This window comes from Hymenobacter sp. AT01-02 (genome assembly GCF_000961955.2).
GTDB lineage: Bacteria > Bacteroidota > Bacteroidia > Cytophagales > Hymenobacteraceae > Hymenobacter > Hymenobacter mucosus.
In genome coordinates, this window is record NZ_JZIR02000015.1 from 44,456 (window position 1) to 67,267 (window position 22,812).

The window sequence follows — 22,812 nt, forward strand, 5'->3', positions numbered from 1 at the left end:
CCCACCCCAATTCCTTCACCCGTATGGCTGCCACCACGGTGTACAAAGAACCGGCTCCCCGCGTCGATGCCGAAAATCCCCTGGAATCTATGATGTCACGTTTCAACGTGGCAACTGAAATCTTGGGTCTCGACGACGAAACTTACAATGTACTGAAAGCGCCTGATAAGCAGGTTATTGTGCATATTCCTGTGACCATGGACGATGGCAAGGTGCACGTGTTTGAAGGCTACCGGGTAGTGCACAACACCATCCTGGGCCCCTCCAAAGGCGGTATCCGCTACGATAAGAATGTGCACTTGGACGAGGTGAAAGCCCTGGCCGCCTGGATGACGTGGAAGTGCGCCGTGGTTGACTTGCCCTACGGTGGTGCCAAAGGCGGCATTATTTGCGACCCTACCACCATGAGCGCCGGCGAAATTGAACGTCTGACCCGCGGCTACACCATGGCCATGAAAGACGTATTTGGCCCCGACCGCGACATTCCGGCTCCTGACATGGGTACGGGTCCGCGCGAGATGGCGTGGCTGATGGACGAGTTCTCGAAGCGCGTAGGGGCTACCTCGCCCGCCGTAGTTACCGGCAAGCCGCTGGTAATGGGTGGTTCGTTGGGCCGCACGGAGGCTACGGGTCGTGGCGTAATGGTATCGGCGCTGGCAGCCATGAAAAAGCTGGGTATGGACCCCCGCCAGGCGTCGGCGGCGGTGCAAGGCTTCGGCAACGTAGGCTCTTGGGCAGCTAAGCTCCTGAGTGAGCAGGGCGTTAAAATCAAGTGCGTATCTGACGTAAGCGGTGCGTATTGGAATGAGAACGGCATCAATATCGACGAGGCCGTAGCGTACAAAAATGCCCATAAAGGCCGCCTTGATGGCTTCACGGGTGCTGCCCTGATGGAGCACGCCGACGAACTGCTAACAGCTGACGTTGACGTACTGGTACCTGCCGCAGTAGAAGACGTTATTACCGAACACAACGCCCACGATATCAAGGCCAAGCTGATTGTAGAAGGTGCCAACGGCCCTACTTCCGCTTCCGCCGACCCTATCATTAATGAGAAGGGAATTATGGTGGTGCCCGATATTCTGGCCAACTCAGGTGGCGTAACGGTATCTTACTTCGAGTGGGTGCAAAACCGCCAGGGCTTTAAGTGGACGGAGGAAATGGTAACGGAGCGCGCCGACCGTATCATGTCCGACGCTTTCGAGAAAGTGTACCAGACCAGCCAGAAGTATAACATCCCCATGCGCATTGCGGCCTACGTGGTAGCCATTGACAAGGTAGCCCAGACGTATAAGTTCCGCGGTGGCTTCTAAACCGTTATCATTCTGCGAGTAGCACAAATTCGCAGAATCTAACGTATACTGTCTGCTATATTTGTTTGCCCAGTAACCCGGACCGTACGGCCCGGGTTGCTTTTATCTGCTGACAACAACTCCTTTCCTTTGCCCCTGGCAACTTTACGTACCAGTTTTACTGTTCGATTGACCGACGCCGGCGCCTGTTGAGTTCCTACATGCCGCGTCAATCTGCGATTTATGAAGATTCACAAAGAAGGACGACGTATTCTGTTCTTTACCTTGTTGGCCCTGTTGGCTGTCAACTTGCTCCTGTTCCGGATCAACGCTGAGCACAATGACTTTAACAAAGTCTTTGCGGGCGTTTCGGTCATTGTATTCTTGGCACTGCTGCAATTTTTCCGCAGCCCAGCCCGGCGCCTGTTTACGCATGAGGACTTGGTAATAGCACCAGCCGACGGCAAAGTGGTGGTTATTGAGGACGTGCATGAGCCGGAATACTTTGATGACGTGCGCAAGCAAATCAGCATCTTCATGTCGCCGATTAACGTGCACATTACTCGCAACCCTATCTCGGGTATTGTGCGCTATTTCAAGTACCACCCTGGCAACTACCTGGTTGCGTGGCACCCCAAGAGTAGCACCAAGAACGAGCGCACTACGGTAGTAGTAGAATCGGAGGCTGGTCCTTTTGTGTTGTTCCGGCAGATTGCGGGGGCTATGGCCCGCCGCATTGTGTGGTACGTGAATGAGGGCGACGAAGTAAGCCAAGGCGAGGAGTTTGGCTTCATCAAGTTCGGCTCCCGCGTAGACATCTTCGTGCCAGTAGATACCGAAGTGAAAGTACAGATTGGCGAGAAAGTAAAAGGCGGTCAGACCATCGTGGCTCAGCTAAAAGCCACCACACCTGGGTTGTTCTAATTCCTAGGCATATCCCAATCAAGCCCTACTAAAGCAGCGGCCTTCCTCATCAGGGAAGGCCGCTGCTTTATCTTATAGCTCTACTTGTGCTTGGATTAATGGGTTTATAAATCCGTTGCTGTGGCTTGCAGGCCAGCGGTGCTGCCTCCACCCGTAGCCAGGAGAGTAGTACCAGCAGTTTTGCTTTTCCTCTTCTATACACCCTAGCAGTTGGCCGTAGCTGATATGGATTGCTTGCTGGCCCGACGATACTATGGTGCGGCTGCAGGAGAACTGAGGGGCCGTATACACCCATTCCATGGCTACGTAAAAGCCTTGGGCTGGAAACTGGATACCAGAGTTCAGGGCTACTGTGTGCCAGCCCGGGCGTTTCGCCGCCGTAAGCATGGTAGTCGTAAGAAGGTCGGTGCCAGGCATCCCATCAGGGCCGTCGGCTGCGTATACCCGTACTCGAAAGGGAGCTCCAGATTGGCCTTTACACTCCTGATGGGCACTAATGAAGTAAGCCACCCGCTGAATAGTGCCTTCAGCAGCGGGATGAAAGAAACGAGCTACCTCAAACCCGCCTCGCTCAGCAGCTCGACCTGTAGAGCCCCAAGAGGCGTGGCTTTTGCGAGCGGTAGGCCCGAATACTTGCTTGCCACTTACCGGTGCACGAATCACCACTTCCTCGAGCGTAACCGCCCGGGGCAACAACACTAATTTGCAGGGGGAGGTGACGCCCGCGAACTGCTGCGCCACATACCCCAAAGCCGATACGTGAATAGTGTCAGAAGCGGTTAGCGCCTGTGGTAAGGGGAGAGTGAAGCCGCCCGTTGCGCTGGCCTGAGTGCCTATCTTTTTGCTACGCAGCTCTACCACCGCAAAAGGAACAGCTTCTTTGGTTCCAGCGGCCACGACTACCCCCTGCAGGGTAGTCGTCTGTGCCCAACTAGTGCATGAGCTTCCCAGGCTGATTACGAAGAACCCTAGGGTGAGAAAGCGCATACCCAATGGCCGAGACAGGAGTAAGATTAACAACTAGCTATAAGCCTGCGTGTAGCGGGCAAGCTATACGTTTAGAACCACGATGCTACTAGCGGCATGAGCCGCTCCAAGGCTTGCTGATCATCGGAGTCGAAGTCGTTCAGTTGGTCGCTGTCCACATCCAGCACGGCTACTACCTGGCCATCTTTTAGTACGGGCACCACAATTTCTGACTTGGAATCAGAGCTACAAGCAATGTGCCCCGGGAACTGTTCTACGTCGGGCACGAGGATGGTAGCAGCTTGCTCCCAGCTTGCGCCGCAGACTCCTTTGCCGCGCCGGATGCGCGTGCAGGCAATAGGCCCTTGAAAGGGCCCAAGGACTAGTTCTTCGTTTTTCACTAGGTAGAAACCCACCCAAAAGAAGTTGAACGCCTGGCGTAGCGCTGCGGCCGTGTTAGCTAAATTGGCTGTCAAATCAGGTTCGCCAGAGGTAAGTGCTTCTATTTGGGGAAGCAACTGACGGTATTGCTCTGCTTTGCTAACGGTGGTATCGAGGTGAAGTTCTTCGGCCATGAGTAAAAAGTAGTAAGGAGCAGGCGGTCAGGATGAGGCCACCAAGCTGCTCCTAGGTTGCTATGAAACAGACGAAACTGGTGTGACGCTATGTAAGTTTTCGTTCCGAAAGATAAATACCTCGTCATCCCCCAAGTGGAAGTGCTCCTGTAATCCTATCATACCCATTCGGGGTGCTGCTATGCCATTGCCCAACCGCTGCTGGCTCCGAATCACGCGAGCCTCATCCCACAGGCCGTCTTTCAGCAGGGAGGAAAGCACCGTGGTGCCCCCCTCTACCAGAACCGACTGCACCTGCCGCTGGTGCAAGTGCTGCAGAATCTGGGGGAATAAGTCAGCCGCTTCAGAAAGGCGAACATAGTCTAAGTTTTCCTTGGCTTGCCGCTCCCGATATGTGAAAACAACTGTGGGCTGACGGCCATCAAACAGGTGATGGGAGAGAGGTAAGCACAGATTTTTGTCGATGACGAGACGAATAGGATCGGGGCCAGGCCAGGCGCGCGCGTTCAGGTGGGGGTTGTCGTGCAAGGCAGTTCGGGTACCTACTAGAATAGCTTGCTCCTCTGTACGCCACTGGTGCACTGCCACGCGCGCCAACTCTCCGCTAATAGCTACAGACTGAAAAAAAGGACCAGCTAGGTACCCATCAGCCGTTTCCGCCCATTTAAGCACCACATGCGGCCGTTGCCGCTCCTGCGTAGTGAAGAATCGGCGGTTAAGCCAGCGTCCTTCCTGCTCTAGCACTCCGGTCTCCACCCGAATACCAGCGTCCCGAAGTTTCTGGAGGCCTCGGCCTGCCACCAATGGGTTAGGATCAAGATTGCAGACGACTACTTCTGCTACTCCCTTGGCAATAAGCAAATCGGCGCAGGGTGGAGTTTTGCCAAAGTGGGAGCACGGTTCCAGTGTAACGTATACCCGGCTCTGCGGGAGTAAATGAGGCTGCGTAACGGCCGCTACTGCATGCACCTCTGCGTGTGGTCCGCCGTACTGTTGGTGCCAGCCCTCTCCGATAATCCGGCCTTCGTGGGTGATAACGCAGCCTACCATGGGGTTCGGACGAGCGTGGCCAGCGCCCAAACGGGCAAGGTCAAGGGCGCGTCGCATCATCAGGTGGTCGAGGTCGGTGAGAGACATAGGGCGGAAATTGGTGGGGCGGTGAAGATAGAGTAGTTTCTACTTTGCCAGCGCTGGCTCGTACTATTACGGCACGCCTACTGATGACTTTCGTGAAGTCTACTACTAGCTAAGTAGGCGTAATAGTACCATCCGGTGCAGGTGCCGTACTTTTGTCGGTATGTCTACTCTTCGCCAGCTTACCACTGATTTGTCAGCCTCCCTGCAAGCTATCTATCCTGCATCGGAGGCAGATGCAATGGCCGGGCAGGTAGTAGAACATGTATTGAGCCTCTCACCCTTGCAGCGGCGGATGCAGGCTAACGAGGTGGTACCAATAGATAAGCTGACCGCTTTCCCAGCTATACAAGAGCGCCTCCTACGTCATGAGCCATTGCAGTACGTGCTGGGGGTAGCCCATTTTGCCGGCCTAGAGCTAGAAGTAACTCGCGCCACACTTATCCCACGCCCCGAAACCGAGGAACTGGTTGCGTTGATATTGCAGGAACAGCGCGGCAAAGCAGGCATTCAGGTGTTAGATATTGGTACAGGTAGTGGATGTATTCCACTTGCACTTGCCCAAGGGTTGCCCGGGAGCTGCCTCACGGCCGTCGATATTTCGGCTGAAGCATTGATAGTAGCCCGTCGCAATGCTGCACGCTGCAGCGTAAGCATCGAATTTCAACAGCTTGATATTCTGCATGCTGCGCCCCGCATTCCCGCTCCTTTGGATGTCCTTGTAAGTAATCCTCCTACGTGCTGGAGCAGGAGCGCCCCCTAATGCGTGCCAACGTGCTAGACTACGAGCCCGCCGCGGCCCTCTTTGTACCCGATAATGATCCGCTGCTATTCTACCGCCGCATTGCTGAACTAGGCACCACGCTAATACGGCCTGGGGGCAACATCTATTTTGAGATTAATGAGCAGTACGCCGCTGAAACAGTACGCCTGCTTACTGCCTTAGGGTATCAGCAGGCCACCGCGCATGCTGATCTGTTTGGCAAGATGCGTATAGCGCGGGCCACCTGGCCAGTATAGAGCAACCAGTGAGTAGCGTGTAAAAAGTAGATGCTACGGCCCCCTTTTAGGCATATTACTTGCTTGGCCGCACGACTATCGTGTAAACGACCAAACTTCTACGCCCCGAACTGGCAAATCTCCTACCTTTGCAGGCTGAAAATCTGCTCATCCACCATTCCGGTATGAATAAGCCTCCGGCGTATACTGCGCATCCTACCGCCGTCCTCGACGAAGGTTGCCGTATTGGTAATGGATGTCGTATTTGGCATTTCACGCATGTAAGTGCCGGCGCTGAGCTGGGAGAGGACTGCTCCTTAGGGCAAAATGTGTTTGTAGCCGATGGCGTACGACTAGGTCGTAATGTAAAGGTGCAAAACAACGTGAGCTTATATACCGGCGTAGAGTGCGCCGATGATGTGTTTCTGGGACCTTCGGTCGTGTTTACTAACGTTCGTACGCCTCGCGCTGCCGTGCCGCGACGCGGACCTGCGCACTACTTGCCTACTCGTTTGGAGAAAGGCGTTAGCATTGGGGCTAATAGCACCATTGTATGTGGTGTGCAGTTAGGTGAACATGCTTTTGTTGGCGCGGGCTCAGTAGTAACGAAAAATGTAGCTCCTTATGCCCTTGTGTATGGTAATCCCGCTCGGCCTCGTGGGTGGGTTAGCGCGTATGGGCACCGACTAACTTTCGATGCCGAAGGCAATGCTACCTGTCCCGAAAGCAAAGAAAATTACCGCTTGCTAGAGGGGAAAGTCTCGCGCATGAGTTCCTACAGCTAGCGTAAAGCAGTTGCTTTTCAGATTTTCAGTAGTCAATATCTAAGATTTTAAGTTCATAAGACCCTACGTCGTGTACGAACAACTTCTCCAAAAACAGGCCAAGCTGGCCGTTATCGGCCTCGGCTATGTAGGCCTGCCCATTGCCCTCGAGTTTGCCCGCAAAATCAAGGTTATTGGCTTTGATATCAATGCCAAGCGCGTGGAGATGATGCGTAACAACATTGACCCAAGCGGCGAGTTGGAGGCCAGTGCTTTCGAAGGTGCAGACATTGAGTTCACAGATTCTCTGGATGTACTGCGTGAGGCTACCTTCTACGTAGTAGCTGTGCCAACGCCTATTGATGAGCACGCCCAGCCTGATTTGAAGCCCCTCCTTGGCGCTTCCCGCTCGGTAGGCAAAGTGCTGAAAAAAGGCGACTACGTTGTGTTTGAAAGCACCGTCTATCCCGGCTGCACGGAGGAGGACTGCATTCCCGTAATGGAAGAGCTGTCGGGCTTGAAGTTCCCCGAAGACTTCAAAGTGGGTTACTCACCTGAGCGCATCAACCCCGGCGACAAAGAGCATACGCTTTCTAGCATTGTGAAGGTAGTAGCAGGCTGCGACGGCGAATCGCTGGAAGAAATTGCCAAAACCTACGAGCTGGTAGTAAAAGCGGGCGTGCACCGTGCTAGCAGCATCAAAGTGGCAGAGGCTGCTAAGATCATCGAAAACACCCAGCGCGACGTGAATATTGCGTTGATGAACGAGCTGTCGATGATTTTTGACCGCATGAACATCAATACCTACGAAGTACTGGAAGCAGCTGGTACCAAGTGGAATTTCCTGAAATTCTCGCCCGGCTTGGTAGGGGGGCATTGCATCGGGGTAGATCCTTACTATTTGACCTACAAGGCCAAAGAACTCGGGTATGATGCGAAAGTAATTCTGTCGGGACGGACCACCAACGACAACATGGGTGCCTACATCGCGCGCAAGACGGTGCAGACCATGATTAAGCAGGGGAAAGACGTCGCTAAAAGCCGCGTATTGGTGATGGGTGCTACGTTCAAAGAGAACGTGGAAGATATCCGCAACTCGAAAGTGGCAGACGTAATCCAGGAGCTGAAAAACTTCTCTGTTAATGTGGATATCATCGATCCGCACGCTGACTCGGAGGAACTGCACCATGAGTACGGATTCCGCCTCACACCGGAAAACGAAGTGCGTACCGATTACGATGCTATTATTGTAGCCGTTAGCCACCAGCCCTACCTAGAGTTGGATGAGGCGTACTTTAAGTCCATCACTAACCAGCCAGCGGTAGTAGTTGACATTAAAGGCTTGTTCCGCAACAAGATAGAGGACCTCGTTTACTGGAGCCTGTAAGGTAAAGTGGTGAGTTGCTGGTCTGATAAATTGTTGTGCTAATGACCTCTTCTCACTTCTACTTTCGCAAGCCATCAGCTCACCACTTCACATTTAGCATCTATGGATCGGACAAAAATACTGGTAACGGGTGGTGCGGGCTATATTGGCTCCCATGCAGTTGTGGAGCTTTACAATGCTGGATATCAACCAATCATCGTTGATAACTTCAGCAATTCGCAGGAATCGGCACTAGTAGGAATCGAACAGATTCTGGGCGTGAAGGTGCCTGCCCACCGCATTGATTGCAACGACGCCGAAGCGCTTCGCGCGGTATTCGCCGAAGAGGGCAAATTGCGCGGCGTTATCCACTTCGCGGCCTATAAAGCAGTAGGGGAGTCGATGGGAAAACCCCTCGAATACTACCAGAATAACGTTGGTTCGTTGCTGACGCTCCTACAGGTAATGCGTGAGTTTGGCGTGGAAGCACTGGTGTTTTCATCATCGTGTACCGTATATGGCGTGCCCGATGCGTTACCCGTTACGGAACTTACGCCCACCAAAAAGGCTAACTCTCCCTACGGTGCTACCAAGCAGATGTGTGAAGATATCCTGCGGGATGTAGCAGCGGCACCCGAGGCCAGCTTGCGCACAATTCTGTTGCGATACTTCAATCCTATTGGGGCGCACGAATCTGCCCTTATCGGGGAACTGCCTTTGGGTGTGCCCCAGAACCTGATTCCGTACGTGACTCAAACAGCGGCTGGTATCCGGGAGCAACTCACAATTCACGGCGACACGTACGATACCCCCGATGGCACCAATATCCGGGACTATGTGCACGTGGTGGATTTGGCCAAAGCGCACGTAGTGGCTGTAGAGCGCCTCTTAGATGCCAAAGGCGAGAAGGTGGATACCTTCAACGTTGGTACCGGCCGCGGCAACTCGGTTTTGGAAGTAGTGCAGGCCTTTGAGCGTGCCACAGGAGAGAGACTAAACTACAAAATTGGGCCACCGCGTCCGGGTGATGTTCCTGCTATCTATGCCGATGTAACGAAGTCCGTGCAGGAGTTGGGTTTCAGCACGAGCACGTCTTTGGAAGACTCACTGGCCAGCGCCTGGAAATGGCAACAAGCATTGATGCGCTAACTCGTTGTTCAGTAGGTAACAACGCTCAGCACATCTTTACATCTGTACTGTAAAAACGTCATGAAAATAATCATCACCGGCGGGGCCGGCTTCATTGGGTCGCACGTGGTGCGCCTGTTTGTAACGAAGTATCCAGAGTATCAGATTCTGAACCTGGATGCCCTCACCTACGCTGGCAACCTTGAAAACCTACGCGACATTGAATCGGCGCCCAACTACCGGTTGGTGAAAGGAGATATTACCGACCAAGCCTTCGTCGACCATCTTTTTGCCACTGAAGAACCAGATGCGGTGATTCACCTAGCTGCTGAGTCGCACGTAGACCGCTCTATCACCGATCCGCTAGCCTTCGTTAAGACGAACGTGCTGGGTACGGTGCACCTGCTGAATGCGGCCAAAAACCTATGGAAGCCGCTGGGCTATGAAGGCAAAACCTTCTACCACGTTTCTACCGATGAAGTGTACGGTTCTCTGGACTTCGGCCCGGAAATGTTTACGGAGAGCACCTCCTACGACCCTCGGTCGCCCTACTCGGCATCCAAGGCTTCTTCTGACCACTTCGTACGGGCTTGGCACCACACGTATGGTCTGCCAGTAAAGCTGAGTAACTGCTCTAACAACTACGGCCCGAACCACTTTCCTGAGAAGCTAATTCCGCTGGCTATTCACCGAATTCGTACCAACCAACCGGTACCAGTGTACGGCAAGGGCGAGAACGTACGCGACTGGCTGTTCGTGAAAGACCATGCCACCGCTATCGATGCCGTTTTCCACAAGGGCACCTTGGGCGAAACGTACAACATTGGCGGGGTGAATGAGTGGAAAAACCTAGACCTCATCCACTTGCTTTGCGATACGCTGGATGAGAAAACGGGTAAGGAAAAAGGTACCTCCCGTCAACTCATCACCTTCGTAACCGACCGCGCTGGCCACGATCTGCGCTACGCCATCGACTCAAGCAAAATTATGCAGGAGTTGGGCTGGAAGCCCAGCGTAACTTTTGAAGAAGGCCTTTCTCAGACTGTAGACTGGTACTTAGAAAATCAAGAGTGGCTAGAGCACGTGACCAGCGGAGCCTACCAAAGCTACTATCAGCAGCAATACGCTACCCGTTAATATGCTACTAGGGCTTCTACTCCTGGGCAGCATCACTGCGCAGGAGCAGAAGCACCATGGGTAAAAATCATCAAATTCTCAGCTCAACACTACCGTGTACGAAACCCCTTTTCACGACCAGCCACTCGATAACTTGGCATTCCTAGTTACGGGTGGAGCCGGTTTCATTGGCTCTAACCTGGTTGAATATCTGCTGAAGTACGGCGCCAAGGAAGTTCGGGTGTTGGATAACTATTCGAATGGCTTCCGCAAGAATGTAGCTCTGTTCGAGAGCAACCCGGCTCTGCGCGTTATTGAAGGTGATATCCGGGACCGGCAAACGTGCATTGATGCCTGCCAAGGTATTGATGTTGTACTGCATCAGGCTGCGCTAGGCTCTGTACCCCGCTCCATCAATGACCCCATTACAAGCAACGACGTAAACGTAGGTGGCTTTGTAAATATGTTGGTGGGGGCCAAGGAGGCGGGCGTAAAGCGCTTTGTATACGCCGCTTCTTCTTCTACCTATGGCGACCACAAGGCGCTGCCAAAAGTAGAAGACCGTATTGGCAAGCCTCTCTCGCCCTACGCCGTTACCAAATACGCCAATGAACTGTATGCTGACGTATTTGGCAAGACGTACGGAATGGAAATCATCGGGCTGCGTTACTTCAACATCTTTGGGCCTCGCCAAGATCCAAATGGTGCTTATGCCGCCGTTATTCCGTTGTTTATTGATGCGGTATTAGAAGGCAAGCCTCCACGCATGAATGGTGACGGTGGACAAACCCGCGACTTTACCTTCGTAGAGAACTGCGTGCAGGCCAACATCAAAGCCGCCCTAGTGCAGAGCCCCGAGGCCGTGAATCAGGTGTACAACATTGCCGTGGCCGACCGCACGTCACTCAACGATTTGTTCAACATCCTGAAAGAAGAAGCTGGTTCGTCTATTACCCCTGAGTACGGCCCTGACCGCCCCGGTGACATCCGCGACTCCTTGGCCGATATCAGCAAGGCAAACAACCTGCTTGGCTATAACCCGCAGATCCGCATTCGGGAAGGGCTGCAAAAAACGCTGGCTTGGTTTAAGGAAAACCAGGCTTTCATTGCGGAGCGCAATTAATTCTGCTTTGCCTGCTCCATTATGCACGGAGAAAGGATAGCTGCTACCAAGCATATGGTGGCAGTAGCTTAGCGTAATAACACGAGTTTTTGTAGTGCCCAGGTTGACAGCTTTCTAAGAACCAAGATTAAGCTCCTATATGAAAGGTATCATCCTCGCCGGCGGCTCCGGCACCCGACTGCACCCTCTGACGTTAGCTGTGTCTAAGCAGCTCATGCCCGTGTACGACAAGCCGATGATTTATTATCCCTTGTCGATTTTGATGATGGCCGGAATTAAGGACATCCTCATCATCACGACGCCGCATGACCAAGATCAATTCCGGAAGCTACTTGGCGACGGAAAGAACTTGGGCTGCAATTTCCAATATGTAGTGCAGGAGGTTCCCAATGGTCTAGCGCAAGCATTCGTGCTTGGTGCTGACTTCATTGGCGACGACAAAGTAGCGTTAGTGCTCGGCGATAATATCTTCCACGGCGAAGGCATGGAAGAATTGCTGAAAGCCAATAATAGCCCTGATGGTGGGGTGGTGTACGCCTATCACGTGCACGACCCAGAGCGTTACGGTGTGGTAGAGTTCGATGCGAACAACACGGCCCTCAGCATTGAAGAGAAGCCCAAACATCCAAAAAGCAACTACGCTGTGCCTGGTCTGTATTTCTACGATAATGATGTGGTAGAAATTGCTCGTAACCTGAAGCCTAGCCCTCGCGGCGAGTACGAAATCACCGACGTAAACCAGGAATATCTGCGGCGTGGTAAGCTCAAAGTAGGCATCTTAGGCCGCGGTACAGCATGGCTTGACACGGGTACGTTCGAGAGCTTGATGCAAGCTGGCGAGTTTGTACGAGTGATTGAGCAGCGTCAGGGCCTGAAAGTTGGTTCCATTGAAGAAATAGCCTACCGTCAAGGATTCATTGATGCTGACCAGCTGCGCAAGATTGCGGAGCCCCTGCGCAAGAGCGGCTACGGCGACTATCTGCTTCACCTACCAGAACAGTTAGTAGTAAAAAGCTAACGAAATACTGGTTCAGTTTAAGAAAGGTCCTCCGTGCTGCTACTTGTCAGCATAGGGGGCCTTTCCTTTTTGGGTAACTCCTAAAACAAGATGCCGGCTAGCAAGGCTGCCCCCACAATTAGATACGATGGAATCTTCTCCCAGAGTAGCACGAGAAAGGTAACGGCAATGAGCACAAGGTTCACGGGCGTATCGGGCAAAGGATGATACAGCAGAAAAGTAGCTGCGCACACCAGCCCCGCCGACACAGCGTTAATTCCTTCTAGCGAAGCCTTTACTACCCGGTAGCGCTTAAGTTGGTCCCAGAACCGAATCAGGAAGAAGATAAGCAAGGTGCCTGGCATAAAAATGCCTGCTGCACCTACTAAGGCTCCCAAAATCTGCCCATCGAAGCCGCTACCGTCGCGGCGCATGGCTAGGGCTCCAATGTAGGCCGCAAATGAAAAATTAGGGCCGGGTAGCGCTTGAGTAAGACCATAGCCCGACAAAAACTCTTCGGCGCTGAGGTAGTTCTTAAACTCTACAAACTCTGTGTAGAACAGCGGCGCCAATACTTGGCCGCCTCCGAATACAAGGCTACCGTTGCGGTAGAAGTTTTCGAATAGCCGTACCGGCAATAGTTTCGTGTATGAGCCAAGCAGCGCTGCTCCCACGAATATTCCTAGCCACAAGGCAAAGTTGGCCCACTCAATCCGCAATGGGATTTTATCTTCCTGAGGAATTTTGCGGTAGCGGAAGGTGGTAACTAAGCCCCCAGCCAGCAGCAGTATAGGCATAAGCCACGGTAGCTGAAAGCGGTACACCAGCATGGCTGCCACAACCATGAGCGCTACGGAAGTCTTAGTGTGAATAACCTTCTCCGCAATCTTGTAAGCAGAATAGGCCACAAACCCTACTGCCACAGGCTGCACATACTGCACTAGCCGTGCAACTAGGTCTTTGTCTAAGTAGCTGATCGTGAGACCTGCCACCGTCATGAAGGTCACGGCAGGTAGCATCCATACCAATAGGGTAAGGTAGGCCAGGTTGGGGCCGCCCAGCCGAAAGCCAATTGCCGTAATGGTTTGGGTAGAAGTGGGGCCCGGCAAAATCTGACACAGAGCAGTCAGCTCCAGTAACTCGGCCGCTGATAAGTAGCGGCGCTTGTCAACGAGGAGGCGCAGCATCATGGCCATGTGCGCCTGGGGACCACCAAAGGCCGTGAGGCCCAGGGTAGCAGCGTCCTTAAGAAAGATAAGGTTACGCCCGCGCCGAACCCGTTCCGGCGGACGAACGGGTGGCAGCTGAGTAGAAGGTGGGGTATTTGGGAGGGGCAAAGACAAGCGCGACAAGCAGGGTATCAAACAAATAAGCAGAAACCACCCGAAAAAACAACCGGCCCCGGCTGCTACTGGGCAGTCGGGGCCGGCGTGAAAACGAGGGAACGGGCAGGTGCGCGTGGAAGTACGTAAGGTTCCGATGAGTCAGGCGCGGGCACCTACGGCCAGGGGACTATTTTTTCTTTAGTCCCAGCTCAATTAGGCGCTCATTCAGGAATTCACCGGCAGTAATGTCGGCTTCCTTTTTCGGGTTTTCATCGGTAACGCAGTTCTCCAAAGCCGCCAGGCTCATTTCGGAGCGAGGGTGCATAAAGAACGGGATGCTGTAGCGGGAAGAGTTCATCCGCTCGCGGGGTGGGTTCACTACGCGGTGAATGGTGCTCTTCAATACGCCATTGGTGAGACGCTGGAGCATATCGCCCACGTTCACCACAATTTGGTCCGGCAGCGCCGTGATGGGAATCCACTTCCCGTCGCGACGCTTCACCTGCAGGCCATCAGCCGAGGCCCCCATCAGCAGCGTAATCAGATTGATGTCGCCGTGCTCAGCAGCCCGTACGGCGTCAGCAGGTACACTGTCGGGGTTCTCGATGGGGTAGTAGTGGATGGGGCGCAGGATGCTGTTGCCGTTGCGAACTTTGTCGTCGAAGTAGTTCTCCGGCAATTCCAAGTACAAAGCAATAGCACGTAGCACGTCTTTACCGGCCGCTTCGAGGGTGCGGTAGGTAGTAAGGGAGGTATCAGCAAAGCTGCCTACTTCCGAAGGCCAAATGTTGGCGGGGTACTCGGCACCAATAGGGTCGGAAGCGTCGTCCACTTCCTGGCCTACATGGTAGAACTCCTTTAAGTCGCCAGTGTTACGGCCCTTGGCGTGTTCCTTGCCCTTGCTCACATAGCCACGTTGGCCAGCTAACTCAGGCTTTTCGTACTGCTGCTTTACGTCGTCAGGCAGTGCAAAAAAAGATTTCACGTCAGCGTAGAGCTTATCAGTTTGCTCTGCGTTCAGACCGTGATTTTTGAGAGCAATGAAGCCGATGTTTTGATAGGCTTCACCCAATTGTTGTACAAAGCGGGCTTTGCGCTCCGGGTCGCCGGAACGGAAATCGGCCAGGTCGAGAGAGGGAATTTCCTCTAGCAGTTTTTCTTCCATAGGGGAGAAACAATAGACTTTTGGGCGAACCTTACGTGGAGCAAAGGTACTCAAAAAGCGCCACCTTTCCTGGCAAGCCGCCTGGGCATCATCGTTCAAAATACGGTGCAAATTCCCCCTGTCCAGCGCGTAGACAACCGACTAGCATTCGAATAATGAGTATAGTAAAAGTAAGATTAGCTACTTGTTATGGCGCTACTACTACGACTACTACTACGGGTGTCTACTTTAGAGTAAAGTACCCCTCTAGCGTTGGCTACCTAGTGTGCCATTGCGTAATAGCTTTTCGCGCTACGCGCTGCGTATATCCTGACTAGGCGATAGTGCTTGCACACCAATCTGGGCAGTAGTCTCCCGGAGGGTTCGATTTTCTCACGCTGCATATGAATAGAATTCTATACTCGCTGTACGCCCTTGCTTTTCTAAGTTTAGTAGCTTGCGACGTAAGCCGTTGGCAGGCAGAAAATAACCCGCTGGCTACGGCGGAGACCAATGCGGAAGCTACTTCTCTGGATCAGAATGGTATTCGTCTTACGCCCATTACTGACTTGCCGGGACAGCCTGCCGCGCTGCTAACTTTGAAAAATCGAGCATCGGGTGCGTCTGCCCCTCCGGGTGGTGCAGTACCCTTTGCATATGAGGTAACCAACTTTGCGCTGCCGAAAAGTGGGACCAGCTCGGTGGCCCGCAAGGCCGAAGTTTCGGATGGTCAGCATGTGCGTACCATCATCGACAATCAGCTTGTTTACAACCATAGTACCCCTGTCTTTGCCCTGCCGCTAGCAGCGGGGCCACACGTAGTATTGACTTTCTTGGAGGACGATGCCCACGTCAGCCTGAAGCACCAAGGCGCTTATGTCTTGCACTCTGTTGGGATGAGCGAGGGAGCTCGTGGAACGTTTGATGCAAGTGCACCGCATCTGTTTCACAGCCACCCACTAGGGGTATACAGTGGGAAAGATGCTGAAAATGTAGTGCTAGACTTTTACCTCGTCAATACCTCCTTATCGGAAAAGGGGAATAAGGTGCGTGCTACCCTCAACGGAACCGAGTTTCTGCTCAACGACTGGGTGCCGTACCGCATCGAAGGCTTGGCCCCGGGCGAGAATACAATCAAGCTGGAGCTGATAGACGAGCGGGGAAATCAGATTATAGGGCCGTACAACGCAGAAACCCGCACATTCAATCTGGAACCATAGTCCAATAAATAGACGTAGTACAGATTCTGGATTTATGCAAAGTCTGTCACGTCAGCTTGCGTACAGTACACGGTCAATAAAATATCGATGTTATTTTTCCGTTAGGAAAATAGCAAGCTGGTGTGAGAAAAGTAACGTGCTGATTACTAAAAGTAAGGCTCGGATTTATACAAAGTACTACTGCTTTGTAGCGGCTCGGCAGGCTGTAACTGAGCTGTAGGCCCTAATAAGCCAGGAAAAAGTACAGTTCGGGTCAATATTTTCTGCTTGCCCAGGAAGTGTGCGTACTTTTGGCCCGTCTTTCGCATCAGGTTGCAACTTACCGGGGAGGTAGGACGTCTTAAGAGATTCTATACCAGTACGTCGCCGGAGAAGTAGACTACCGAAAGCATTTGAATTTGCCCTTGACCATATGAGCATCCGAAAAATACTGTTGTCGGCGGGATTGTCAGTGGGAATAAGCGTGGTAGCACAAGCCCAACATGCAGTGTGGGCGGGTAAAGTAGTAGCTGTTTCTTCCCAAAAAGCCGAAGGGAAGGAAGCCTTTTCGCCGGAGAAAGTGCTAGGTGAGCCCAACGCACTGCCGCTAGGACAGGCAAGCAACGAAGCGTGGATTCCTAAAAAAGAAGGTACCAACGAGTTTATCGAGATTCGATTTGGTAAATCGTTGATAGCCAAACAGGTGACCGTGGTGGAGAATTTCAACCCCGGCTCGGTCACCAAAATTGAGTTAGTAGATACTCGCGGGCAGAAACACCAGGTGTACGAAAACACCAGCCCCGGACCTCTTCCCGAAACGTTTCGAGCACTACAAGCTACTTTTGCGCCGGGTACCTACCGTACCATTGGGGTAATCGTGACGATGAACACTAAGGCAGTGAATGGCGTCAACCAAATTGACGCTATTGGTATTGCTGACGTGGGCGAAACGATGGTGAAAAAGGAGTTTCAGGCCCCCAAGGATGCCGTAAGCTTCGACTCATCCATGGTAAACCTGGGAGCTAACGTCAATTCTAAGTACGTTGATACCCACCCGGTTATTTCACCAGATGGTCGGACGCTGTTTTTTGCTCGCCAGGAAAGCCCGCAGAACATAGGCGGCGGCAAAGACGGCCAAGACGTGTGGTACTCCACCATACAGAACGCGCAGAAAAAAACCTGGAACCCCGCCAAGAATATTGGTGGCCCCATTAACACTCCCGGCCCGAATGGATTGGCCTCCGTATCGTCGGACGGGAATACGGCCTTGCTAATCAACGTGTACAAACCCGATGGTACTCTTGATCCGAAAGGGTTGAGCCTGTCGCGGCGCACGAAGACTGGTTGGAGCCAGCCCGAGAAAGTAGAAATTGATGATTTCTACAACGATGATCAGGAAAACGTTGATTACTACCTCGGTACATCGGGGAAAGTGCTGCTGATGGCCGTAGACCGCAAAGACGGGCAGGGCCAGCAGGATATTTTCGTGAGTTTCCGCAAGGAGGATGGCCAGACGTGGACCAAGCCTCGCAACCTAGGTTCTACTATCAACACCAAAAAGCCGGAGTTTGCCCCCTTCCTGGCTGCCGATGGTAAGACGTTGTACTTCGCTTCGGAAGGATGGGGCGGCTATGGTAAAAGCGACATTTTCTACAGCAAGCGCCTCGACGACAGCTGGACCAACTGGACCAAACCCCGGAATTTGGGCTCCACCGTTAACTCACCTGACTTCGATGCCTATTATGTAGTGTCGGCCGCAGGGGAGGATGCCTACCTAGTGTCGGCCCGCAAAGGCATTGATGGGTCTAAGGACATCTTCCGCATCAACCTAAAGCCTGCCTTCCGGCCGGAAGTGGTAACGCTGGTGCGCGGCCGCGTGCTAGATGCAGCCACTAAAAAGCCAATTGCCTCCACCATTCGCTACGAAAACCTGCTGACAGGTGAGGAAATAGGAGTAGCTGAATCGAGCCCCGTAGATGGCAGCTATACTATTGTGCTGCCATCCGGCGCACATTATGGTTACCGGGCCGACGCCAAGGACTACCTGGCTGAGTCGGACAACCTTGACGTAACGGACCGTCAAAAATATTCCGAAGTAAACCAAGACTTGTACTTGGTGCCCTTCGCCGTAGGTCAGACGATTAAGCTGAACAACATCTTCTTTGCGCAAAGCAAATACTACCTGCGCGAAACGTCTTACCCCGAGTTGCAGCGCCTAGTACGAACCCTGAAGGCCTACCCAGCGGTAGAAATCAAGATTGAAGGGCATACTGATAACCAAGGTGACGCCGCACTGAACCTAAAGCTGAGCCAAGACCGAGTAAACGAGGTGAAAAAATACCTGGTTAGCAAAGGTGTCAGTGGCAATCGGATTACGACGGAAGGCTTTGGCGACAAGAAGCCCATTGCTCCCAACGACCAGGAAGAAACGCGTAAGCTTAACCGCCGCGTAGAATTCCGAATCACGAAGAAGTAAGCTGCTGCCTCAGGCCTGTTGAACGTAAGTAGAATGCCTGAAAAAAGGCCCGGCTCTGTACTAGAGCCGGGCCTTTTTATATGTCTTTGTCAGTAGATAACAGGGTAGCGACGTAGCAGCAAGTTAGCTCAGGCGGGTTTCGTCGCGGCCGGGCTTTGTGCTGCTGTTCTGGCCTCCCGGATTTGCTATGGAGTCGCGCATGTCGGTGTCTGATTGGATGTTACGCATCTTGTAGTAATCCATGATGCCCAAGTTGCCGGATCGAAAAGCCTCGGCAATAGCTTTTGGAATTTCTGCTTCGGCATCAACCACGCGCGACTTTGCTTCCTGGGTCTTGGCCCGGTTTTCTTGCTCCATAGCTACTGCCATAGCTCGCCGTTCTTCCGCCCGGGCTTCGGCTACGCGCAAATCGGCAGAGGCTTGGTCAGTCTGCAGCTTCGCCCCAATGTTTTCGCCGATATCCACGTCAGCAATGTCAATGGACAAGATTTCGAAGGCTGTACCCGCATCCAGACCTTTGCTTAGCACCAGTTTCGAAATCTTATCGGGGTTTTCTAGCACCTCCTTATGAGAGCGGGAAGAACCAATGCTGGTGACAATGCCTTCGCCTACCCGGGCAAGAATGGTTTCTTCGCCGGCGCCGCCCACTAGCTGCGCAATGTTGGCTCGCACCGTTACGCGGGCCTTGGCAATCAGCTGGATGCCATCCTGAGCTACTGCCGCAACATTGGGCGTGTTAATCACTTTGGGGTTGACGGAGGTCGTGACAGCTTCGAATACGTCCCGACCGGCCAAGTCAATGGCCGTAGCCTGCTTGAAGGAGAGGGGAATGTTGGCCTTGTCGGCCGAAATCAGCGCCTTGATAACGCTAGGCACGTTGCCGCCCGCCAAATAATGCGTTTCTAGGTCGTTAGCAGTTAGCTCCAATCCGGCCTTGGTTGATGTAATCAGGGAGTTGACAATGAGGGACGGTGGCACCTTGCGAACCCGCATAAAGGCAAGCTGAAACAAGCTCACGCGCACTCCCGAAAATAGCGCCGTAATCCAGAGGCTTACAGGAAAAAAATACAGCAATACCAGCAGCACAATGCCACCAACGATAAGCGGGAGTAGGGGAAAGTTCATAAGGAAAGATAACGCACACGCGTGTGCAAGTAGAAGGACAGAGAAAAGGGAGCAGTAGCACAAGCTAGGGGCTACACCCAGCCAAGGCAGTTCACTAGAGCAGCAGGTTATACCACACGCTCCACCACAATCCGGTTATGCTCAATACCTAGCACCCGCACCTGGGCACCAGCAGCTATAAACTCACCCCGGGTAGTTACCTCGCGCCGGTCGGTAGCAAAGAGTACGGTGCCGGCCGGGCGAAGCGCCGATAAGGCCCGGCCAGTAGCGCCCAGCTCTACGTCGGGCTGACGGGCATCGCGCACTCGGCCATTGTTGACGCTAGTGAGGGCTACCTTATTGAGGTTTTTGGGTCGTAAGCCCACGTACACCAGAACTCCCACTGCTACCGCCGAGCCAGCTAGCATGAGGTGGCCTGTGGCGGAGCCTAAGTCGCGGTAACCAAACCAAATACCTGCTATCAGTAAGGCCAAACCGATCAGCCCAACAATAGTAGTACCGGGAATGAAGATAACCTCGGCGGCTAAAAACAGCAGGCCGAACACAAGTAGCAGCGCAATAGTAAGCCAGTCCATGGTGGAAAACAGTTGGTTGAGAAAAGATACGCAGAACCCCTCTGACCAGCCGAATATTGCCAGCAAGCTACTTGGGAGGATTAGCGGCCATAGCCGCAAAAACAACCACTTTGTGGCCCCTGCTCCGGGTGGCACTAGCAACTGGCAGCTTTGCTCTGTCGTTAAAACGATATGAGCCGAGCATTCGCCAAAGAAGATGATTCCCTTGAAGCCCCAATTATTCCGCCGCGGGCAGCCTTGCCCGCGGGTACGCCCAACTACGTAACTCCCCACGGGCTTGAGCAACTTCGGCAAGAACTCGTTGGCCTAGAGGCTGAGCGGACCCAGGTAGAAGCCAGTCGGGAAAACGAAGCGGACCGTACTCGCCTGCTAACGGTGCTTAACGGTCGGCTTAGCGCCCTCAATGCCCGGCTAGCTAGTGCCAAGGTGGTTGATCCACGTGGTCAAACAGCTCAGGAAGTACGGTTCGGTGCTACGGTACGCCTGCGCACCCGCCGCGGCGACAAACCTGGCCTGGAGCGGACGTTTACCCTGGTAGGGGTAGATGAAGCCACCGTAGCGGAAGGCAAGGTAGCTTTTATTGCGCCTATTGCCCGCGCCGTGCAGGGTGCCCGCCTCGGTCAGGTTCTGACCATACGTGTGGGTGCCAAGGAAGAAGAGGTAGAGGTGCTGGAAATAAGCTATAAGGAATCATAAATTTGGTATTGCCAGTATTTTACACCCGTAGCAACCTCCTATGAAACAACGAGAAGTAACGGATAAGCATCACACCACCTGGACCTGCGTGCAGGCATACGCGGGCGTAGATAGCGCCGCGGCTACCGCCGCTACCAAGCGTAGTGCCGCTGCTGATGGCGGCGTGACGGTGGTGTGCACACCCACAGGCGGCGATCAAACCGTGCGCCTAGAGCTGGCATCCGATTGGAATGATGCCCTTTCCGACGAAGAGTTGACGGCCGCTATTGCGAATGGATAGTAAAAGCACAAGGCCCTTCTACCTGGTAGAAGGGCCTTGTGTAAGAATAAGGGTGCCCGCACCCAAAAAAAATAGCAACTAGTATGCGCGGGCAAAGTATACGCGGCGCTTGCTGGGCTTGCCGGTTACCATGCACACACCATCTTCATCGGGCTCGTTGAGGGCGATGCACCGAATAGTAGCTTTGGTTTCTTCCTTGATGCGCTCTTCGGTTTCGGGAGTGCCATCCCAGTGAGCTACTACGAAGCCAGGGTTGCTATCGAGTACTTGCTTAAACTCCTCGTAGGAATCTACGCGGGTAGTGTGGGTTTCGCGGAAGCGCAGGGCCCGTTGGTAAATATTCTGCTGGATATCGGTCAGCAGCTGATCCACGCTATTGACGATGTCGGCCAGCGGAAGCGTCATTTTTTCCTTGGTGTCGCGTCGGGCTACTTCCACGGTGCCACCATCCAAGTCGCGCATGCCTACTGCAATACGCACGGGCACTCCTTTCAGCTCCCACTCGGCAAACTTGAACCCAGGACGCTCGGTGTCCCGGTCATCAATCTTCACGGAAATACCCCGCTGGATCAAGCCCATCTGCATGGGCCGAATGCGCTCCATCAACTCGTCGAGCTGGCCGGTCTTGTAAATAGGTACGATAACTACCTGGATAGGCGCCAGCTTGGGGGGGAGCACGAGACCTTCATCGTCGGAGTGAGCCATAATGAGGGCGCCCATTAGGCGGGTGCTTACACCCCAGCTGGTGCCCCATACGTACTCTAGGCCCCCTTCTTTGTTGGCGAACTGCACGTCGAATGCTTTGGCGAAGTTCTGACCCAGGAAGTGGGAGGTGCCCGCCTGCAAGGCCTTGCCATCCTGCATTAGCCCTTCAATGCAGTAGGTGTCAAGTGCGCCGGCAAACCGCTCGTTGGCCGATTTTACTCCCTTCACGACGGGTAGCCCTATCCATTCCTCGGCAAACTGCGCGTATACTTCCAGCATCTGGCGGGTTTCGGCTACGGCTTCCTCGGCCGTGGCGTGGGCCGTGTGGCCTTCCTGCCAGAGAAACTCGGCGGTGCGCAAAAACAGACGCGTGCGCATTTCCCAGCGCACCACGTTTGCCCACTGGTTGATGAGCAGGGGCAGGTCGCGGTAGCTCTGAATCCAGTTTTTGTAGGTGCTCCAGATGATGGCCTCCGAGGTGGGGCGCACAATTAGCTCTTCCTCCAGCTTGGCATTGGGGTCCACGCGGAGTTTTCCTGGCTTATCAGGATCAGTTTGGAGGCGGTAGTGCGTTACTACAGCGCATTCTTTAGCAAAGCCTTCCGCATTTTGCTCCTCCGCTTCAAACAAGCTTTTAGGTACAAAAAGCGGGAAGTACGCGTTCTGGTGACCCGTACGCTTAAACATGTCATCCAGCGTACGTTGCATCTTTTCCCAGATGGCATACCCATAGGGTTTGATGACCATACACCCGCGCACGGCCGAGTTTTCGGCTAGCCCCGCGCGCTTTACCAATTCGTTGTACCACAGGGAATAATCTTCGCTGCGCTTGGGCAAACTTTTGCTCATTTTCGGGGTATCTTTGAGTAGGCAGAACGGTTTTCTACTTGGTATAAGATTTGT

General features: G+C 53.4%; 22 protein-coding genes. 14 read left to right on the forward strand and 8 right to left on the reverse strand.

Annotation, left to right across the window (positions count from 1 at the left end; genetic code table 11):
• Positions 1-23: 23 nt before the first annotated feature.
• Both VI25_RS06515 and VI25_RS06520 read left to right on the forward strand, forming a co-directional pair.
• A complete protein-coding gene (locus VI25_RS06515; RefSeq protein ID WP_045688652.1) occupies positions 24-1,313 on the forward strand; it encodes a Glu/Leu/Phe/Val family dehydrogenase in 1,290 nt (429 codons plus the stop codon).
• Between the two features lie 222 nt (positions 1,314-1,535).
• Positions 1,536-2,216, forward strand: coding sequence for a phosphatidylserine decarboxylase family protein (locus VI25_RS06520; protein ID WP_045688647.1), 681 nt, complete (start codon positions 1,536-1,538; stop codon positions 2,214-2,216).
• A 72-nt stretch (positions 2,217-2,288) separates the two neighbouring features.
• Here VI25_RS06520 and VI25_RS06525 read toward each other — a convergent pair whose 3' ends face one another.
• From VI25_RS06525 to ribD, 3 genes are all read right to left on the reverse strand, one after another.
• Positions 2,289-3,203, reverse strand: coding sequence for a carboxypeptidase-like regulatory domain-containing protein (locus VI25_RS06525; protein ID WP_045688646.1), 915 nt, complete (start codon positions 3,201-3,203; stop codon positions 2,289-2,291).
• Positions 3,204-3,274: 71 nt separating this feature from the next.
• Positions 3,275-3,757: a GAF domain-containing protein gene (locus tag VI25_RS06530; RefSeq protein ID WP_045688645.1), complete on the reverse strand. Its 483-nt coding sequence runs from the start codon at positions 3,755-3,757 to the stop codon at positions 3,275-3,277.
• A 60-nt stretch (positions 3,758-3,817) separates the two neighbouring features.
• Positions 3,818-4,894 (reverse strand): bifunctional diaminohydroxyphosphoribosylaminopyrimidine deaminase/5-amino-6-(5-phosphoribosylamino)uracil reductase RibD, encoded by a 1,077-nt coding sequence (ribD, locus tag VI25_RS06535; protein WP_045688644.1) that lies wholly within the window; start codon positions 4,892-4,894, stop codon positions 3,818-3,820.
• A gap of 160 nt (positions 4,895-5,054) precedes the next feature.
• Between ribD and VI25_RS06540 the strand changes: the two genes are divergently transcribed.
• From VI25_RS06540 to rfbA, 8 genes are all read left to right on the forward strand, one after another.
• The gene (locus VI25_RS06540; protein ID WP_055562363.1) at positions 5,055-5,654 is read left to right on the forward strand and encodes a N5-glutamine methyltransferase family protein; all 600 of its coding nucleotides are present in this window, start codon (positions 5,055-5,057) and stop codon (positions 5,652-5,654) included.
• Positions 5,630-5,911: a hypothetical protein gene (locus tag VI25_RS23965; protein ID WP_152981522.1), complete on the forward strand. Its 282-nt coding sequence runs from the start codon at positions 5,630-5,632 to the stop codon at positions 5,909-5,911. The genes VI25_RS06540 and VI25_RS23965 overlap by 25 nt, the downstream gene beginning before the upstream one ends.
• 164 nt (positions 5,912-6,075) lie before the next feature.
• Complete coding sequence (locus VI25_RS06550) at positions 6,076-6,675, forward strand: acyltransferase (RefSeq protein ID WP_045688642.1); 600 nt, start codon at positions 6,076-6,078, stop codon at positions 6,673-6,675.
• A 70-nt stretch (positions 6,676-6,745) separates the two neighbouring features.
• Positions 6,746-8,041, forward strand: coding sequence for a nucleotide sugar dehydrogenase (locus VI25_RS06555; protein WP_045688641.1), 1,296 nt, complete (start codon positions 6,746-6,748; stop codon positions 8,039-8,041).
• A 102-nt stretch (positions 8,042-8,143) separates the two neighbouring features.
• Positions 8,144-9,169 (forward strand): UDP-glucose 4-epimerase GalE, encoded by a 1,026-nt coding sequence (galE, locus tag VI25_RS06560; RefSeq protein ID WP_045688640.1) that lies wholly within the window; start codon positions 8,144-8,146, stop codon positions 9,167-9,169.
• Positions 9,170-9,229: 60 nt separating this feature from the next.
• Positions 9,230-10,285, forward strand: coding sequence for a dTDP-glucose 4,6-dehydratase (rfbB, locus tag VI25_RS06565; protein WP_055562365.1), 1,056 nt, complete (start codon positions 9,230-9,232; stop codon positions 10,283-10,285).
• 94 nt (positions 10,286-10,379) lie between these two features.
• Entirely contained in the window at positions 10,380-11,387 is a 1,008-nt protein-coding gene (locus tag VI25_RS06570) for an SDR family oxidoreductase (RefSeq protein ID WP_045688639.1), read from the forward strand.
• Between the two features lie 139 nt (positions 11,388-11,526).
• The gene (rfbA, locus tag VI25_RS06575) at positions 11,527-12,405 is read left to right on the forward strand and encodes a glucose-1-phosphate thymidylyltransferase RfbA (RefSeq protein ID WP_045688638.1); all 879 of its coding nucleotides are present in this window, start codon (positions 11,527-11,529) and stop codon (positions 12,403-12,405) included.
• A gap of 80 nt (positions 12,406-12,485) precedes the next feature.
• Here the strand turns inward: rfbA and chrA are convergent, their stop codons facing one another.
• Positions 12,486-13,721 carry a chromate efflux transporter gene (chrA, locus tag VI25_RS06580; protein ID WP_082455428.1) on the reverse strand — a complete coding sequence of 412 codons (1,236 nt, stop codon included), beginning with the start codon at positions 13,719-13,721 and terminating at the stop codon, positions 12,486-12,488.
• A gap of 175 nt (positions 13,722-13,896) precedes the next feature.
• Positions 13,897-14,874, reverse strand: coding sequence for an isopenicillin N synthase family dioxygenase (locus VI25_RS06585; protein WP_045688637.1), 978 nt, complete (start codon positions 14,872-14,874; stop codon positions 13,897-13,899).
• Between the two features lie 383 nt (positions 14,875-15,257).
• Here VI25_RS06585 and VI25_RS06590 point away from each other — a divergent pair, with 383 nt between their 5' ends.
• The gene (locus VI25_RS06590; protein WP_082455425.1) at positions 15,258-16,073 is read left to right on the forward strand and encodes a hypothetical protein; all 816 of its coding nucleotides are present in this window, start codon (positions 15,258-15,260) and stop codon (positions 16,071-16,073) included.
• A gap of 412 nt (positions 16,074-16,485) precedes the next feature.
• Positions 16,486-18,528 carry an OmpA family protein gene (locus tag VI25_RS06595; RefSeq protein ID WP_045688636.1) on the forward strand — a complete coding sequence of 681 codons (2,043 nt, stop codon included), beginning with the start codon at positions 16,486-16,488 and terminating at the stop codon, positions 18,526-18,528.
• Positions 18,529-18,651: 123 nt separating this feature from the next.
• Here VI25_RS06595 and floA read toward each other — a convergent pair whose 3' ends face one another.
• A complete protein-coding gene (gene floA / locus VI25_RS06600) occupies positions 18,652-19,653 on the reverse strand; it encodes a flotillin-like protein FloA (RefSeq protein WP_045688635.1) in 1,002 nt (333 codons plus the stop codon).
• Between the two features lie 107 nt (positions 19,654-19,760).
• Positions 19,761-20,228 (reverse strand): NfeD family protein, encoded by a 468-nt coding sequence (locus VI25_RS06605; protein WP_045688634.1) that lies wholly within the window; start codon positions 20,226-20,228, stop codon positions 19,761-19,763.
• A 171-nt stretch (positions 20,229-20,399) separates the two neighbouring features.
• On the opposite strand from VI25_RS06605, the gene VI25_RS06610 reads away from it, so the two are divergent.
• Complete coding sequence (locus tag VI25_RS06610; RefSeq protein ID WP_045688633.1) at positions 20,400-20,924, forward strand: GreA/GreB family elongation factor; 525 nt, start codon at positions 20,400-20,402, stop codon at positions 20,922-20,924.
• Between the two features lie 40 nt (positions 20,925-20,964).
• Complete coding sequence (locus tag VI25_RS06615) at positions 20,965-21,204, forward strand: hypothetical protein (RefSeq protein ID WP_045688632.1); 240 nt, start codon at positions 20,965-20,967, stop codon at positions 21,202-21,204.
• Between the two features lie 78 nt (positions 21,205-21,282).
• Here VI25_RS06615 and proS read toward each other — a convergent pair whose 3' ends face one another.
• Complete coding sequence (proS, locus tag VI25_RS06620) at positions 21,283-22,758, reverse strand: proline--tRNA ligase (protein WP_045688631.1); 1,476 nt, start codon at positions 22,756-22,758, stop codon at positions 21,283-21,285.
• Positions 22,759-22,812 lie beyond the last annotated feature (54 nt).

Coding starts and splice junctions, on each gene's coding strand:
- ribD (WP_045688644.1), bottom strand. CDS start 4,894: ATGTCTCTCACCGACCTCGACCACCTGATGATGCGACGCGCCCTTGAC.
- VI25_RS06525 (WP_045688646.1), bottom strand. CDS start 3,203: ATGCGCTTTCTCACCCTAGGGTTCTTCGTAATCAGCCTGGGAAGCTCA.
- VI25_RS06610 (WP_045688633.1), top strand. CDS start 20,400: ATGAGCCGAGCATTCGCCAAAGAAGATGATTCCCTTGAAGCCCCAATT.
- rfbA (WP_045688638.1), top strand. CDS start 11,527: ATGAAAGGTATCATCCTCGCCGGCGGCTCCGGCACCCGACTGCACCCT.
- VI25_RS06615 (WP_045688632.1), top strand. CDS start 20,965: ATGAAACAACGAGAAGTAACGGATAAGCATCACACCACCTGGACCTGC.
- VI25_RS06590 (WP_082455425.1), top strand. CDS start 15,258: ATGAATAGAATTCTATACTCGCTGTACGCCCTTGCTTTTCTAAGTTTA.
- proS (WP_045688631.1), bottom strand. CDS start 22,758: ATGAGCAAAAGTTTGCCCAAGCGCAGCGAAGATTATTCCCTGTGGTAC.
- floA (WP_045688635.1), bottom strand. CDS start 19,653: ATGAACTTTCCCCTACTCCCGCTTATCGTTGGTGGCATTGTGCTGCTG.
- VI25_RS06585 (WP_045688637.1), bottom strand. CDS start 14,874: ATGGAAGAAAAACTGCTAGAGGAAATTCCCTCTCTCGACCTGGCCGAT.
- galE (WP_045688640.1), top strand. CDS start 8,144: ATGGATCGGACAAAAATACTGGTAACGGGTGGTGCGGGCTATATTGGC.
- VI25_RS06515 (WP_045688652.1), top strand. CDS start 24: ATGGCTGCCACCACGGTGTACAAAGAACCGGCTCCCCGCGTCGATGCC.
- VI25_RS06605 (WP_045688634.1), bottom strand. CDS start 20,228: ATGGACTGGCTTACTATTGCGCTGCTACTTGTGTTCGGCCTGCTGTTT.
- rfbB (WP_055562365.1), top strand. CDS start 9,230: ATGAAAATAATCATCACCGGCGGGGCCGGCTTCATTGGGTCGCACGTG.
- VI25_RS06595 (WP_045688636.1), top strand. CDS start 16,486: ATGAGCATCCGAAAAATACTGTTGTCGGCGGGATTGTCAGTGGGAATA.
- VI25_RS06540 (WP_055562363.1), top strand. CDS start 5,055: ATGTCTACTCTTCGCCAGCTTACCACTGATTTGTCAGCCTCCCTGCAA.
- VI25_RS06550 (WP_045688642.1), top strand. CDS start 6,076: ATGAATAAGCCTCCGGCGTATACTGCGCATCCTACCGCCGTCCTCGAC.
- VI25_RS06530 (WP_045688645.1), bottom strand. CDS start 3,757: ATGGCCGAAGAACTTCACCTCGATACCACCGTTAGCAAAGCAGAGCAA.
- VI25_RS06520 (WP_045688647.1), top strand. CDS start 1,536: ATGAAGATTCACAAAGAAGGACGACGTATTCTGTTCTTTACCTTGTTG.